At 63.5% G+C, this 14609-nt stretch carries 10 protein-coding genes; 6 read left to right on the top strand and 4 right to left on the bottom strand.

Annotated features, from left to right (window positions below):
* Positions 1 to 142 precede the first annotated feature (142 nt).
* Positions 143 to 1438 (top strand): MFS transporter, encoded by a 1296-nt coding sequence (locus tag AC1VWL_RS13035; RefSeq protein ID WP_482986971.1) that lies wholly within the window; start codon positions 143 to 145, stop codon positions 1436 to 1438.
* Positions 1439 to 1612: 174 nt separating this feature from the next.
* Here the strand turns inward: AC1VWL_RS13035 and AC1VWL_RS13030 are convergent, their stop codons facing one another.
* Both AC1VWL_RS13030 and AC1VWL_RS13025 read right to left on the bottom strand, forming a co-directional pair.
* Entirely contained in the window at positions 1613 to 2521 is a 909-nt protein-coding gene (locus tag AC1VWL_RS13030) for a LysR substrate-binding domain-containing protein (protein ID WP_482986970.1), read from the bottom strand.
* A gap of 233 nt (positions 2522 to 2754) precedes the next feature.
* On the bottom strand, positions 2755 to 3723 hold the full coding sequence (locus AC1VWL_RS13025) for a LysR family transcriptional regulator (RefSeq protein WP_482986969.1): 969 nt from the start codon (positions 3721 to 3723) through the stop codon (positions 2755 to 2757).
* A 108-nt stretch (positions 3724 to 3831) separates the two neighbouring features.
* On the opposite strand from AC1VWL_RS13025, the gene aceB reads away from it, so the two are divergent.
* The 4 genes from aceB (at position 3832) to AC1VWL_RS13005 (ending at position 10681) form a co-directional block, all read left to right on the top strand.
* Positions 3832 to 5475, top strand: coding sequence for a malate synthase A (gene aceB / locus AC1VWL_RS13020; protein ID WP_482986968.1), 1644 nt, complete (start codon positions 3832 to 3834; stop codon positions 5473 to 5475).
* Between the two features lie 42 nt (positions 5476 to 5517).
* Complete coding sequence (gene aceA / locus AC1VWL_RS13015) at positions 5518 to 6849, top strand: isocitrate lyase (RefSeq protein WP_482986967.1); 1332 nt, start codon at positions 5518 to 5520, stop codon at positions 6847 to 6849.
* 171 nt (positions 6850 to 7020) lie between these two features.
* A complete protein-coding gene (locus AC1VWL_RS13010) occupies positions 7021 to 8088 on the top strand; it encodes a GGDEF domain-containing protein (RefSeq protein ID WP_481614600.1) in 1068 nt (355 codons plus the stop codon).
* Entirely contained in the window at positions 8072 to 10681 is a 2610-nt protein-coding gene (locus AC1VWL_RS13005) for a putative peptide modification system cyclase (RefSeq protein ID WP_482986966.1), read from the top strand. The genes AC1VWL_RS13010 and AC1VWL_RS13005 overlap by 17 nt, the downstream gene beginning before the upstream one ends.
* Here the strand turns inward: AC1VWL_RS13005 and AC1VWL_RS13000 are convergent.
* Positions 10636 to 10977 (bottom strand): NHLP-related RiPP peptide, encoded by a 342-nt coding sequence (locus AC1VWL_RS13000; protein ID WP_481546119.1) that lies wholly within the window; start codon positions 10975 to 10977, stop codon positions 10636 to 10638. The genes AC1VWL_RS13005 and AC1VWL_RS13000 overlap by 46 nt on opposite strands.
* A gap of 116 nt (positions 10978 to 11093) precedes the next feature.
* Here AC1VWL_RS13000 and AC1VWL_RS12995 point away from each other — a divergent pair, with 116 nt between their 5' ends.
* Complete coding sequence (locus tag AC1VWL_RS12995; RefSeq protein ID WP_482986965.1) at positions 11094 to 12275, top strand: putative peptide maturation dehydrogenase; 1182 nt, start codon at positions 11094 to 11096, stop codon at positions 12273 to 12275.
* A gap of 53 nt (positions 12276 to 12328) precedes the next feature.
* Here the strand turns inward: AC1VWL_RS12995 and AC1VWL_RS12990 are convergent, their stop codons facing one another.
* Positions 12329 to 14308 carry an acetyl/propionyl/methylcrotonyl-CoA carboxylase subunit alpha gene (locus AC1VWL_RS12990; protein ID WP_482986964.1) on the bottom strand — a complete coding sequence of 660 codons (1980 nt, stop codon included), beginning with the start codon at positions 14306 to 14308 and terminating at the stop codon, positions 12329 to 12331.
* Positions 14309 to 14609 lie beyond the last annotated feature (301 nt).

The raw sequence follows: 14609 nt of genomic DNA, 5'->3' as shown, positions 1-14609 counted from the left end.
CCGCAGATTAGCCGCCACGTTCGCTGAATTAATATGCCATAAGTATCAATCCGTACACGACAGGTTATGGATCGACTCGATCCACAGGTTCATGCTTCCGGCACTCCCAATAAGCCGGCCTGCCGTTACAGGCCAAGATGCAATGCAACCCGAACCCGGCAACACCGCAAGCTGCAACGAATCATTGGCGCCAATTACCCCGCCGAACACGGCAACCGAATACCCCCACATCCACCAAGGCACGCCTGAGTTCCGGCGCGCGGTGCTGGCCTTGTTCATGGCCGGCTTCGCTACTTTTGGCGTGCTGTACTGCGTGCAGCCGCTGCTGCCGGGCTTCAGCAGCTACTTCGGCATCAGTGCTGGGAACAGCGCCTTGGCCTTGTCGGCAAGCACGGGCGTGTTGGCGGTGGCGATGCTGGTGGCGGGCATGGTCTCCGACCGCATCGGCAGGCGCCCGGTGATGGTGGCGTCGCTGCTCACTTCTGCGTTGCTCACCCTGGCTACCGCACTGACCGATGACTGGAACACCCTGCTGCTGCTGCGCACCCTGCTTGGCCTGAGCCTGAGTGGCGTGCCTGCCGTGGCCATGACCTGGCTGGTCGAGGAAATGGACGGTCGCTCGCTGGGTCTGGCGATGGGCCTGTATATCGGCGGCAACGCGGTGGGTGGCATGAGCGGACGCTTGATTGCTGGCGTTGTGGCTGACTGTTGGGGTTGGCGCGCCGGTATCGCCGCAGTTGGCGTGATTGCGTTGTTGGCGAGCGTGGCGTTGTGGACGCAGCTGCCGGCGTCGCGCCACTTCCGCGCCAAGCGTGCCGAGCCGATGCAGCTGCCGGCGCGCTTTGCCGGGCTGTTCCGCGATGCAGCGTTGCCGTGGTTGTTTGCCTGCGGCTTCCTGCTGCTGGGCGTGTTCGTGACCTTGTACAACTTCCTTGGCTATCACCTGCTGGCGCCGCCGTATGGCTTGAGCCAGACCGTGGTCGGGCTGATCTTCACCGTGTATCTGGTGGGCAGCGTCAGTTCGGCGTGGATGGGGCAGCTTGCCAATCGCCTGGGACGAGGACCGGTGCTGGCCCTTTCATTCGGCTTGGTGCTGGTGGGCATCGTGCTGCTGGCGATGCCGTGGTTGCCTGCGATGGCCATGGGTATCGCGCTGGCGACGTTCGGGTTCTTTGGTGGCCATTCGGTGGCCAGCAGCTGGGTGGGTGTGCGCGCAGGTGCACTGCGTGCTGAAGCGTCGGCCTTGTATCTGTTTTCATACTACCTGGGCTCCAGCGTATTGGGCGCCGTGGGTGGTGTGTTCTATACGCACTGGAGTTGGGCCGGTGTCTGCGTTTTCTGCTTGATGCTGACGTTGGCGGGTGTCGGTGCGGCCTGGCGGTTGTGGCGTCGGCTGGAAGGGGAGGCTGGTTTGGTTTTGGTTGAGGCGAAGGGCTGAGAGCTAGCAGCTAGAAGCAAAAAGCAAAAAGCAAAAAGCAAAAAGCACCCCTCCCCAACCCTCCCCTTGCCTGCGGCAAAGGGAGGGAGCCGAGCTTCGCCCCCTCCTTTGCGCGTAGCGCAGGGGAGGGTTTGGGAGGGGTGTTTTTGCTGTTGCTCTTTGCTCCGGCTTTCTTCAACTTGCCACTTCCCGCTTCAACAACGCAATGAACTGCCGCAACAACGGCGTCACCGCTTCACGTCGCCATGCCAACTGGATCTCGGATGCCGCGCCTCGATCGGCCAGTTCCACAAAGCACGCGCCCTCCACCTGGATGTGGCCGCAGGAGGAGGGCAGTACGCATACACCAAGCCCGGCAGCGACCAGGCTGATCAAGGTCGATGACTCACCGGCTTCCTGCACGATGCGCGGGCTGAAGCCGGCATTGCGGCACAGGGTGATCACATGGTCGTGGATGCCTGCACCCGAATCGCGTGAGAAGCCGACAAACGGGTCGAGTGCGAATTGCTTCAACGACAAACGTACCGTTGCCGGGTCCTTGCCGCGCAGCGCCGGGTGGCTTGCATGCACGACCAGTGCCAAGGGATCGTCGAACAGGTGCTGTGCAACCAGTTCGTCCGGCAGCACGCGCTTGCGGATGATGCCCACGTCCAGTTCGTCCGCGAGCAAGGCATCGATCTGGCGCAGGCTGTTCATTTCGCGCAGCTGCATCTGCACCTGTGGGTGCTGCTGCCGGTAAGCGTAGATCGCGCGCGGGATCTGCGGTGACAGCGGTGTCGCACGGGTCAGGCCGATGTGCAGCTCGCCGCTTTCGCCGCGTTGTGCGCGCTGCACACTGTCGACTGCCTTGTCCATGCGTTGCAGGATGTCGCGGGCTTGTTCCAGCAGTACTTCGCCTGCGGGCGTGAGCTGCACGCGGCGGTGGCTGCGCACGAACAACTGTGCATCAAGCAGGGTTTCCAGTTGCCGGATCTGTTGGCTGAGCGGCGGTTGCGACATGCCCAGGCGCTCGGCGGCACGGCCGAAGTGCAAGGTATCGGCGACGGCCAGGAAATAGCGCAGGTGGCGGAGTTCCAGGGACATTGGAGCAGTCTAGGCTGCGAAGGCATTGGCGACCAACTATGCACGCGTCATCTCCGCACAGGCGGGGATCGCTCTTTGCTGGCTGTGTGAGACCAGGGCAAGGGCAGAGGAAAGAACGATGACCCAACATACGTTGGTTGAAAGCCCCGCCTGCGCGGGAATGACGGCATCAAAGGCAAAGGCAAAAAAACCAAAAAAACAAAAGCCCCAAAAAAAAACAAAAGCCAAAAAACCTACCGCTCCGAATGCCCGGTGTCGTCGTACTGCCGCGGTGCAAACAGATCCGGCTGGATCAACTCCACAAACGCCCTGGCCTGCGGCGACAGCACCTTGCCCCGTCGCACCACCACGCCATAGCTGCGCGAGGGGAAGTACTCACTCATCGCCCGCGTCGCCAGCTTGTCGCGGTCGCTGTCGTTCAGGCACAGGGCAGTGACGATGCTGATGCCCATGCCCATTGCCACGTACTGCTTGATCACCTCCCAGCCGCCCACTTCCAGCGCCACCGTGTAAGGCACGCGGTGCTGCTGGAACACCAGGTCGACCAGTCGCCAGGTGATCTGCCGGCGCGGCGGCAGGATCAGCGGCCACGGCGACAGGTCTTCCAGCGTCAGGTTCTTTTTCTTCGCCAGCGGGTGGTCGGGCGGGGTGATCAGCACCTGCTCGAAACGGTAGACCGGGGCGTAGCTGAGGTCGGCCGGCACATCCATCATCGAGCCGATGGCCAGGTCGGCGGCGTCGCTGCGTAGCAGGTCGGTGCCGTCGGCACTGATTGCGTTGTGCAGGGTCAGGCGCACATCCGGGTGCTGCTGGCGAAAGTTTTCGACGATTTTCGGCAGGAGATACAGGATGGTCGACGAATTTGCGGCGATATTCAGCTCGCCCGCATCCAACCCGCTGACCTTCTCGCGGAAACGCGGCAGCAGCCCGTCCAGGCTTTCCACCAGCGGCTGCGCCATGTCGTACAGCAGCTGGCCCTCGCGGGTAGGCACCAGCCGACGCCCGCTGCGCTCGAACAGCACGACTCCCAACTCCCGTTCCAGCGCCTGCAGCTGCAGGCTCACCGCCGGTTGGCTGACAAAAAGCGCTTCCGAAGCACGCGAAACCGAGCCCAGGCGCACCGTCTGCAGGAACGCCCGCAGCGGCTTGAGCCGATCAGACTTGTAGGAAAAACGCGGGGTTACGGGTGGCTTGGTGGGCATCTTGAAGCCAGTATTAGCACAACTTATAGATAACATTGCAAAAACTGTTTTGTTAAATACCTGCCTGCGGCGGCACGTTGGAGTCCCCGACATACGCAGGAACCTCCGATGTCCGCCGTCGCCCACGCAGTCGTTGCCCAGCAGTCCGCCCCCCGCCCGACCCCGGGCATCACCCTGACCACCCAGCTGGCCGGCCAGTCCGCGCTGCTGCCGGCCGGCGTGTTGGGTCTGCTCGTATCGCTGCACCGTGCGGTCGAGCCGGGCCGGCAGGCACGGCTGGCCGCCCGCCGCGAGCGCCAGGCCTTCTTCGACCAGGGCGGCCTGCCGGATTTCCGCAGCGACACCCGTGCCATCCGCGAGGAAGACTGGAGCGTGGCGCCGATCCCGGCGGCACTGCAGGACCGTCGTGTCGAGATCACCGGCCCGACCGACCCGAAGATGGTCATCAACGCGCTGAACTCCGGCGCCAAGGTGTTCATGGCCGACTTCGAGGATTCGACCTCGCCGACCTGGCGCAATGTGCTGGCCGGCCAGCAGACGATGAAGGCGGCGGTGCGCGGCGATCTGGACTTCACCGCGCCGGCCACCGCCAAGGGCCCGGGCAAGCACTACACGCTGCGTCCGTTCGACGAGCAGGCGGTGCTGATCGTGCGCCCGCGCGGCTGGCACCTGGACGAGAAGCACGTGCTGATCGACGGCCAGCCGATTGCCGGCGGTCTGTTCGATGCGGCCCTGTTCGCCTTCCACAACGCGCAGACCCTGATGGACAAGGACCGCGGCCCGTACTTCTACCTGCCCAAGCTGCAGTCGATGGAAGAGGCGGCGCTGTGGGAGACCGCGCTGTCGCACATCGAAGGCATGCTTGGCCTGCCGCATGGGCAGATCAAGGTCACCGTGCTGATCGAGACGCTGCCGGCGGTGTTCGAGATGGACGAGATCCTGTACGTGTTGCGTGATCGCATCGTCGGCCTGAACTGCGGTCGCTGGGATTACATTTTTTCCTACCTGAAGACCTTCCGCCGCCACGGCGACAAGGTGCTGCCGGAACGCGGGCAGGTGACGATGACCCAGCCGTTCCTGAAGGCGTATTCGGAACTGCTGATCAAGACCTGCCACCGCCGTGGCGCGCATGCGATGGGCGGCATGGCCGCGCAGATCCCGATCAACCACGACGCCGCCGCCAACGAGCAGGCAATGGCGCGGGTGCGCGCCGACAAGCTGCGCGAAGTCACCGCCGGCCACGATGGCACCTGGGTGGCGCACCCGGCGCTGATCCCGGTGGCGCGCGCCATCTTCGACGAGCATATGTCCGGCCCCAACCAGCACCACGTGCTGCGCCGTGATGTGCAGGCCAACCGCGATGAACTGATCGCGCCCTGCAGCGGCACGGTTACCCGCGCCGGCTTCGAGAACAACGTCGAAGTCTGCGTGCGTTACCTGGCCGCCTGGCTGGACGGCAACGGCTGCGTGCCCATCCACAACCTGATGGAAGACGCCGCCACCGCCGAGATCAGCCGCAGCCAGATCTGGCAGTGGCTGCATGCCGGCAACCAGCACCTGGATGACGGCACCGCGATCGATTTCGCACTGCTGGCCAGCACCTTGCGCGCCTTGCCCGCACGCCTTGGCGATACCTCCGCGCTGCCCGGTGGCAGCCGTATCACCCAGGCCATCGGCCTGCTCGACCAGCTCAGCCGCGCCGACGAGCTGACCGACTTCCTGACCTTGCCTGCCTACCGGCAGATCGATTGACCCTTCCCCTTACGTACGCACCACTTTTTTGAGGACGACACGATGAGCAGCTACCAGCAACAGATCGCCGCCCTGCAGCAGGACTGGGATACCAATCCGCGTTGGAAGGGTTTGAAGCGCACTTACAGCGCCGCCGACGTGGTGCGCCTGCGCGGCAGCGTGCAGCCGGAGTACACCCTGGCCAAGCGCGGTGCCGAGCGCCTGTGGAAACTGGTCAATGGCGGCTCGAAGAAGGGCTACGTCAACGCCTTTGGTGCGATCAGCGCCGGCCAGGCCATGCAGCAGGCCAAGGCCGGCTTGGAAGCGGTGTACCTGTCCGGCTGGCAGGTGGCCGCCGACGGCAATACCTCCGAAACCATGTACCCGGACCAGTCGCTGTACGCCTACGACTCGGTGCCGACCATGGTCCGCCGCATCAACAACACCTTCCAGCGCGCCGACGAAATCCAGTGGAAGAACATCATCGACGGCAAGGTCAAGGCCGAGGATGCGATCGACTTCTTCCTGCCCATCGTCGCCGATGGCGAGGCCGGATTCGGTGGCGTGTTGAACGCCTACGAGTTGATGAAGAACATGATCGTCGCCGGCGCCGCCGCGGTGCATTTCGAGGACCAGCTGGCGGCGGTGAAGAAGTGCGGCCACATGGGCGGCAAGGTGTTGGTGCCGACCCAGGAGGCGATCCAGAAGTTGTCGGCCGCGCGCCTGGCGGCGGACGTGCTGGGTGTGCCGACCATCGTGCTGGCCCGCACCGATGCCGAAGCCGCCAACCTGCTGACCAGCGACTTCGACCCCAATGACGCGCCGTTCGTCACCGGCCAGCGCACCGCCGAGGGCTTCTACCGGGTGAAGAACGGCCTGGAGCAGGCGATCAGCCGCGGCGTCGCCTACGCCCCGCACGCCGACCTGGTGTGGTGCGAGACCGGCACCCCGGACCTGGGCTTCGCCCGCGAGTTCGCCCAGGCCGTGCATGCTGCCAGCCCCGGCAAGCTGCTGTCGTACAACTGCTCGCCCTCGTTCAACTGGAAGAAGAACCTGGACGACAAGACCATCGCCAGGTTCCAGGACGAGCTGGCCGCGCTGGGCTACAAGTACCAGTTCATCACCCTGGCCGGCATCCACATCAACTGGTTCAACACCTTCAAGTTTGCCCACGACTACGCCCGTGGCGAAGGTATGCGCCATTACGTGGAGCAGGTGCAGGAGCCGGAATTCGCCGCCCGTGAAAAGGGTTACACCTTCGTCTCGCACCAACAGGAAGTGGGCGCCGGTTACTTCGATGATGTGACCACGGTGATCCAGGGTGGCGCCTCCAGTGTGACCGCACTGACCGGTTCCACCGAGGAAGAGCAGTTCCAGACTGAAGTCGCTGCCTGAGGGCACTGGCCATGTCGTTTCCAAGGGGCTCTTACGAGCCCCTTCTTTTTTTTGGGCTTGACCCTGTATTAAACGGTGTGGCGGATCACAAAACCGATAATTTTGATGATAGGCTCGCGAGATTACTCGTCTGAGATGGGCGAGCAGTCCATGAGGCAGGGAATGAGCGGCATGGCAACAGGGGGTTCAGCACTGGAGTCCGAGCTTTCCGTCGCAACGTCGGCGGGGGGGGCGGTGCTGCGTGCGCAGTTGTCTCCGGTTGAGTTCGCGCTGTTCTCCGAATTCGGTGTTCGCCGCACCCTGCAGGCCGAACAGGTGCTGTTCCGCCGTGGCGACCTGGGCAGCTCGATGTTCATCATTGTCAGCGGCACCGTAAGCCTGGATTTCGGTGCCGGGCTGGCACCCAAGCCGATGGGCTGCAACGACTTCTTTGGTGAGCTTGGCCTGTTGATCGAACGCCACCCGCGTTCCTGCGATGCGCGTGCCAACTGCGACAGCGTGTTGCTGGAGATCACCCACGAAAATTTCCATCGCCTGATCGACCAGGACCCGGCGATGGTGGTGTTCTTCCTGCGTCGCACCCTGTCGCGGGTGGTGTCCAGCGAACAGCGCCTGATCTCCCAGCTGAGCCGTCGCAACCACGAGTTGGAAACCGCGCTCGGCAACCTCTACAGCGCCAACCACGAGCTGCACCACACCCGCGAGCTGGTCTACAGCGATGATCTGACCGGGCTCAGCAACCGCCGTGCGCTGACTGCCTATCTGCAGAAGTCACACCGCTCCGGTCATCGCCCGCAGGGGCTATTGCTGCTCGACTGCGATGACTTCAAGGGCTTGAACGACTCTTACGGGCATCTTGCCGGTGACCACGCGTTGCAATGCTTCGGTCGCATTCTCGCCTCGGTGACCGGGAAGGACGATATCGCCTGCCGTCTTGGTGGCGACGAGTTCTGCGTATTGCTGATGAAGGCCGACGCCGAGAGCCTTCCGCGCACTGCCGAATTCGTGCTCGAAGCCATGCGTCACCTGATTGCCTATCCCGGTGCGGCGGTTGGTGCCTGTTCGCTGAGCGTCGGCATGGTGTTGATCGATCAGGATCACCATTGGAACGACGCCTATTCGCGCGCGGATCAAGCGCTGTACATGGCAAAGCGCGCCGGTGGCAATCGTGCGCAGTGGTTCCAGGAAGAATCCGTCGAACTTGAATTTTTCGGTGTAGACCATGTCCAGCGAGACTGACCCCCCCTCATCCGATCGCCAGCTCAAGACGCTGGTGTTGACCGACCTGTGTGACTCGGTGGCATTGACCGCGCGGATCGGTGATGCGGCGGCGGCCGAATTGTTCCGCAGCCTGGATGTGCGTGTATTGCAGTTGCTGCAGCGCTGGACGGGACGCCTGATCGATCGTTCCGATGGAATGCTGTTGCTGTTCGACGTGCCTGCACATGGATTGGGTTTTGCGCTGGATTACCTGGATCTGCTGGCCGAGGTCGGCAAGGAGCGGGAGCTGCCATTGCAGGCGCGGGTTGGCATCCATGTCGGCGACGTATTGTTCTGGCGGAACGATGAAGAAGCGGTGGCCGCCGGTGCCAAGCCCATGGATGTGGAAGGCGTGGCCAAGCCTACCGCTGCGCGCCTGATGGCCTTGGCGCGGCCGAACCAAATCCTGCTGTCGGCCGTTGCCGAAGGGCTGTTGCGAGCCGCGCAGCGCGAGCTTGGCGAGCGCGGCAATGGCCTGCGATGGAAGTCGCACGGCCATTGGTACTTCAAGGGCCTGCCAGCGCCGCAGGAAGTGTTTGAAGTGGGCGCTGCGGGCAATGCCCCACTGCGCATGCCGGCGCGTTCGGGCAAGGCCTGGCGGAAAATGCCGTTGTGGCGTCGTCCAGCGGCCTTGGCCGCCGAGTTGATGCTGGTGGTTGTAGCCGCTGGCGTGGTCTGGATACTGGTGCGTCCCGAACCTGCGATCGCCTTCACCGAGCGTGACTGGGTCGTGGTCGGTGATCTGCGCAACTTGACCGGGCAGAAGGTTCTGGATGAATCCTTGCAGCAGGCATTCCGGATCAGCCTGGAGCAGTCGAAGTACATCAATGTCCTCAGTGACATGAAGGTTCGCGACACGCTGTCACGGATGCGCAAGGACCCGGAGAAGGTTCTGGTCGACCGTGCCGTGGCCTCCGAGGTCGCGCTGCGGGATGGCGCGCGCGCGGTGATTCTCCCGCTGGTGTCGGAGGTGGGTGGGCGCCTGCGTGTCACGGTGGAGATCGTCGACCCGGTTACCCAGAGAACGGTGTACACGGAGTTTGCCGATGGGCGCGGGCTTGAGTCGGCGCTGGTGTCGGTCGATCAGGTGACCGCACGCCTGCGTGGCCGTCTTGGTGAGGCGATAGCGTCCATTGGCCGCGATTCCCGGCCACTGCCGGAAGTCAGCACCGGTGACCTGGATGCCTTGCGCGCCTATGCGATGGGCCAGGAGGCCTATGGCAAGGGCCAGTACAAGCAGGCATTGGGGCTGTATGAGCACGCGGTGTCACTGGACAAGGATTTCGCACTTGCGCACCTGGGTGTGCTGCGTTCGCTCAATGCGACCGAACAGCTTCCAAAGGGCTTGCTGAGCCTGCAGAAAACGCAGGCGATGACCAGCCGCCTGTCGCCGAGGGAGGCGATGTACATGCAGGCCTGGGAGGTGCAGATCAACAGCCCCGGCGAAGCCCAGCAGAAATGGCGGCAGATGTCCGACCTCTATCCGGATTTCTATGCCGCAGCTGCCAACGTCGGCTATGCCCTGGAAATGGAGAACCGCTACGAGGAAGCACTGCCTTATATCCGTCGTGCTTCCGAATCGCGCTACGAGTTCGCATCGCTTTCACAGGAGGCGTTGGGGCGGCTGTCGCTGGCGCTGGGCAATTACGACGATGCGTCGGCCGCATTCTCGCGTTCTGCCGAAAGTGGGTTGGTGACTACTGCCGTGTGGCAGGCAAATCTGCGTGCTGCACAGGGTGATTTCCAGGAAGCCGAGCGCCTGTGGCCGCGTGATGCGAAACTGGCTGCTCCGCATTTTGATCGTGTTTCCCACTTCCTTGACCAGGGTGAACTGCAGGCTGCGTCGGTGGAAGCGCGACGGCTGCTGCAGGCCTTGCCACCTGAGGGCGGCAGGTTCCGGCAGGGCCAGATCCAGCTTGCCGTGATGCAATGGATGTCCGGCGACCGCAGGAGTGCACTGCAGGCGAGCCGCAACATCGTCCGTGCGTCGATAGCGCAGCTGGATGGGGCTGCGGGCCTTACCGCGCGTGGCGAAGCCATCACCGCAGCCTACGGTGCGATCCTCGCACAGCGCCTGGGTGACCACGAGCCAGCCCGGCAGCTCATCCAGCGGCTGGAACAGGCACCGGAGATTGTTGCCATGCAGCCGGTGGGAGGGTTCCTGCAGGTTCTCAAGGCGCGTGAATCAATGGCTTCTGGCAACGGTGCGCTGGCACTGGAGAGCCTGGTTTCCACACTCGGTCAGCATGGCTCCTTCCAGTTGCGGGCAGCGCTGATGGAGGCCTACGCGGCAGAAGAAAATCCTGAGGCGGCGCTGCGTCAGGTTGACTGGATGGTGTCGCACCGCGGTTGGGCCTACGTTGAACATGGCGGGTGCGGATGGTGCGGGCAGAGCCTGAACATCGCCGATTCCAACCTGGCCCGACTCAGGAAGATTGAATTGCTGGCCCAGCTTGGGCGCCGCGATGCGGCGCTCAAGGAACTACAGGCGTTTGATGCCTACTGGAAAACCAGGACCCTGCCTGATTACTTGCGGGTCCGTCGCGAAGCACTGCCTTCCACATTCAGTTGAATGGGGATCATGGACAGGCCGTTGGTCAGCATTTTCCTGATCTCTTCACGGGATTTGGCGATGCTGTCCTTGCTGGCCAGACGTTCCACTGAGAGGCTGGTACGCAGGTAGTCCAACTCTGCGTTGGCATCCTGCCCTGTTGGCTCATGGCCGATCTGTAGAAGGGCGGTAGCCGGGTCCTTCTTGAAAGCGCGCCTGAAGCTGTTGTCCGTGCTCAGCAGGTCGAGAAGATGATCGGCAATTGCGGGTGTGAGTGCGATATGCGCTTTCGGCATGCCGGGTTTCTTCGTTGCCACGTTGTGTCCTTCGCTGCAGACTTCTGGTTGTGGTTAGGGGATCAGGCATTGCGCCTGACTGACTTGTTACGCTCCCATTCAGGGATCCCGTAACTATACGTCCGAGGAGTGGGTGTGTGAAGGTAAGACGCTGTTCGATCCTGCATCTGGAGCCGCGTGAGCGGGTCGAGTTCAATCTGGCTGGGTTGCTGGCGGGCGGGGATGGCCTGACCCGCAACTGTCATTGGGTTGCCATGGCGCCGCATCTCGGCAGCGAGGTGCCTGTCGACGAGGCTGAGTGCATGTTGCTGGGGCGGATCAGTCCGGAGGCTTGGGTAGAGAGTGGTGAGCTCGGAACGGACGTGGCAGCGCCATTGCGTTCGCTGTTGCGCAAAGGCCTGGTGATAGGCCGACATGCGCGCTACGCGACGTTCCGCGAGCGGGATGAGCAGCTACGTGGGGCGCATTGGCACCCACTCGCGGCAACCTTCCATGCATTCACGCGCTGGATGGGGGCCGATGCGGTGCAGGCGATGGCCGATACCGGCACCTCAACCGCGGCAGAGCTCAGGCAGCAGTTGGGCGCGCCGCCCGCCGAAGTCATCAGTCGCGTCGCCGAGGGTGAGCGGATTGCACTGCCCACGCAGCAGGGAAACGATTTCGACCGGCTGCTTGAGCAGCGCGTGACCTGTCGCAACTTCGATACCGCCCGACCATTGCCGGGTGCACTGATGTCCGGATTGCTCGGGCGGGTGTTTGCCGCGCACTCCTCGGTGCGGGTAACGGACGACACTGTCTTTCTCAAGAAAAGCAGTCCTTCCGGCGGCGGTCTGCACCCGATGGAAGCCTACCTGCTGGTGCGCAACGTCGAAGGCGTTGCCGATGGCCTGTACCACTATCACCCATTGGCGCACGCGCTGGAGCCCCTGCCTGCGTCAGCGATGCCGATTGACCAGCTGATGCTGGACGCGGTGGCGCAGCAGCACTGGTTCGCTGACGCGCACGTGATGGTGATCCTGTCGCCGCGCTATACCCGCAATTTCTGGAAGTACCGGCACCACGCCAAGGCGTACCGTGCCATCGTGCTGGAAGCCGGACATCTGTCGCAGACGCTCTATATGTCGGCGACCGAGATGGGATTGGGCGCGTATGTCACCTGTGCGATCAATGAAGCATTGCTGGAACAGGTGCTCGGCCTGGATCCGATGACCGAAGGTGCATTGGCCGTTTGTGGATTCGGATGGCGGGCCGCGGAGATGGTGACGATGGAGCTCGATCCGGCCGAGCAGATCTGGCAGGCATCGGTCGCCGATGCCTGAGGAGGCATCGCTGGCGCTGCAGGCAAATCGCCAGCGATGACTCCAGTGCCTGCTCAAGCGACTGGAGTGGCCTCGAAGTCCACCAGCACCGCGCCATCGGCAACCTGGTCACCGGCCTTGGCGCGGAAGCCATGCACGGTGCCATCGGCCGGCGCCTGCAGGGTGTGTTCCATCTTCATCGCTTCCATCACCAGCAGCGGCGCGCCGCGGCTGACACTGGCGCCGGGCTGCACGAGCAGGGTGACAACGCGGCCGGGCATGGGTGCCAGCAGGCTGCCGCCGTGGTCGTTGCTGTTGTCGGCTTCGGCGACCGGGTCGTGGATGTTGAAGCGCTGCTGTTGCTCGTTGCCGAAGAGGTACAGCATGTTGCCTTCGCGGATTGCCTGGCCGCGCTGCAGGCGTTCGCCAAGTTGCAGGGCGTAGCCAGTGCTGTCGGTTTTCCCGGTCACGCTGATTGATGCGTCGCCGACCTGCACCTGCCAGCCGTTGGCGCTGTCGCGCACCTGCAGCTGCTTGCGCTGCTCCAGGTGCTCCAGCGTCACCAGACGTGCTGCGGGGCCGGTGAGGCGCCAGCTGTCGGCGATTGCCCACGGCGATGCATCGTTGCCGTGCGGCGTATCGTTGGCTACAGCGAGCACGGCCGCCAGCGCCCAGTCATTGTCACTGGCAGCAACATGGTGGATATCCAGCGCCTCACGCTCGCGTTCGATCAGCGCGGTATCGAGATTGGCAGTGCGGAACGAGTCGGTCAGTACCAACCGGCGCAGGAAGGCGGCATTGGTGGTCACACCGACGACCTGGCACTGCGCCAGGGCCTGCTGCATGCGCTGCAGGGCGCTGGCCCGGTCCACGTCCCAGACGATCAGCTTGGCGATCATCGGATCGTAGTAGGGGGTGATCGCATCGCCTTGCTCGACACCGGCGTCCACGCGCACATTGGCGTTGGGTTGCGGCAGGCGCAGATGGCGCAGCGTGCCGGTGGAAGGCAGGAAGCCGCGGTCGGCGTCTTCGGCGTAGAGCCGTGCCTCGATGGCGTGGCCGTGGATCTGCAGCTGTTCCTGTGTCTTCGGCAGCGGCTGGCCAGCGGCCACGCGCAGCTGCCACTCGACAAGGTCGGTGCCGGTGATCAACTCGGTGACAGGATGCTCGACCTGCAAGCGGGTGTTCATTTCCATGAAATAGAAATCGCCATCCGGCCCGGCGATGAACTCCACCGTGCCCGCACCGACGTAACCGACTGCGCGTGCGGCATCGGTAGCCGCCTTGCCCATCGCGGCGCGACGTTCGACGGTCATGCCGGGCGCGGGCGCTTCCTCCAGCACCTTCTGATGGCGGCGTTGCACCGAGCAGTCACGCTCGAACAGATAGACCACGTTGCCATGGCTGTCGCCGAACACCTGGATCTCGATATGGCGCGGACGCTCGACGTATTTCTCCACCAGTACATGCGCATTGCCGAACGAGGCCTGCGCCTCGCGCTGGCAGCTGGCCAACGCGGCCTCGAAGTCGGCACTGGCCTCGACCTTGCGCATGCCCTTGCCGCCACCGCCGGCGCTGGCCTTGATCAGCACTGGATAACCAATGGCATCAGCCTGCGCGCGCAGGAATTCGGGCTCCTGCCGCTCACCGTGATAGCCCGGCGTAAGCGGCACGTTGGCGGTCTGCATCAACGCCTTGGCCGAACTCTTGTCGCCCATCGCATCGATGGCACTGGCCGGTGGCCCGATGAAGACGATCCCGGCAGCATCACAGGCACGCGCGAAGCCCGCATTCTCGGAGAGAAAGCCGTAACCCGGATGGATGGCCTGTGCGCCACTACGTCGCGCCGCATCGAGAATGACCTCGGCGCGCAGATAACTCTCGGCGGCCGGCGCGGCACCAATATGAACTGCCTCGTCTGCCAGACGAACATGCCGCGCATTGCGGTCTGCATCCGAGTACACCGCGACAGTAGCAATGCCAAGACGACGGCAGGTAGCAATAACGCGGCAGGCAATTTCACCGCGATTGGCGATCAGGATCTTGTTGAACATTGTCTTATCCACGATGTGCCGCGCGGGCAGGGGAGGAGCCAAAGGCTTTCGCTGTTGTTGTTGCTGTTGCTCTTGAACTTGCTTTTGCTCTACCGGGCCCCTTCCGCAGCGACGGAACCGGTGGGAAATACCCGAAGGGCGACGTGCAAGGATGCACGTCGTTTTTCGCCACGACAGGGATGTCGTGTCGAAAAATCCCACCGGTGGAGTGGAGGCCGGGCCCCCCCCGGGGCCGGGGGGGGGGGGGGGGGTGGGTGTGACACACAAAGGCTAGTTTAATATGGGGGTAATTTTTTTTAAT

Source organism: Stenotrophomonas sp. STEN063 (genome assembly GCF_056854515.1).
This window is presented reverse-complemented; position numbering and strand designations above follow the sequence as displayed.

Bases quoted from the DNA above. Each gene is read 5' to 3' on its own strand.
- AC1VWL_RS13035 (WP_482986971.1), top strand. From the start codon at position 143: ATGCAACCCGAACCCGGCAACACCGCAAGCTGCAACGAATCATTGGCG.
- AC1VWL_RS13030 (WP_482986970.1), bottom strand. From the start codon at position 2,521: ATGTCCCTGGAACTCCGCCACCTGCGCTATTTCCTGGCCGTCGCCGAT.
- AC1VWL_RS13025 (WP_482986969.1), bottom strand. From the start codon at position 3,723: ATGCCCACCAAGCCACCCGTAACCCCGCGTTTTTCCTACAAGTCTGAT.
- aceB (WP_482986968.1), top strand. From the start codon at position 3,832: ATGTCCGCCGTCGCCCACGCAGTCGTTGCCCAGCAGTCCGCCCCCCGC.
- aceA (WP_482986967.1), top strand. From the start codon at position 5,518: ATGAGCAGCTACCAGCAACAGATCGCCGCCCTGCAGCAGGACTGGGAT.
- AC1VWL_RS13010 (WP_481614600.1), top strand. From the start codon at position 7,021: ATGGCAACAGGGGGTTCAGCACTGGAGTCCGAGCTTTCCGTCGCAACG.
- AC1VWL_RS13005 (WP_482986966.1), top strand. From the start codon at position 8,072: ATGTCCAGCGAGACTGACCCCCCCTCATCCGATCGCCAGCTCAAGACG.
- AC1VWL_RS12990 (WP_482986964.1), bottom strand. From the start codon at position 14,308: ATGTTCAACAAGATCCTGATCGCCAATCGCGGTGAAATTGCCTGCCGC.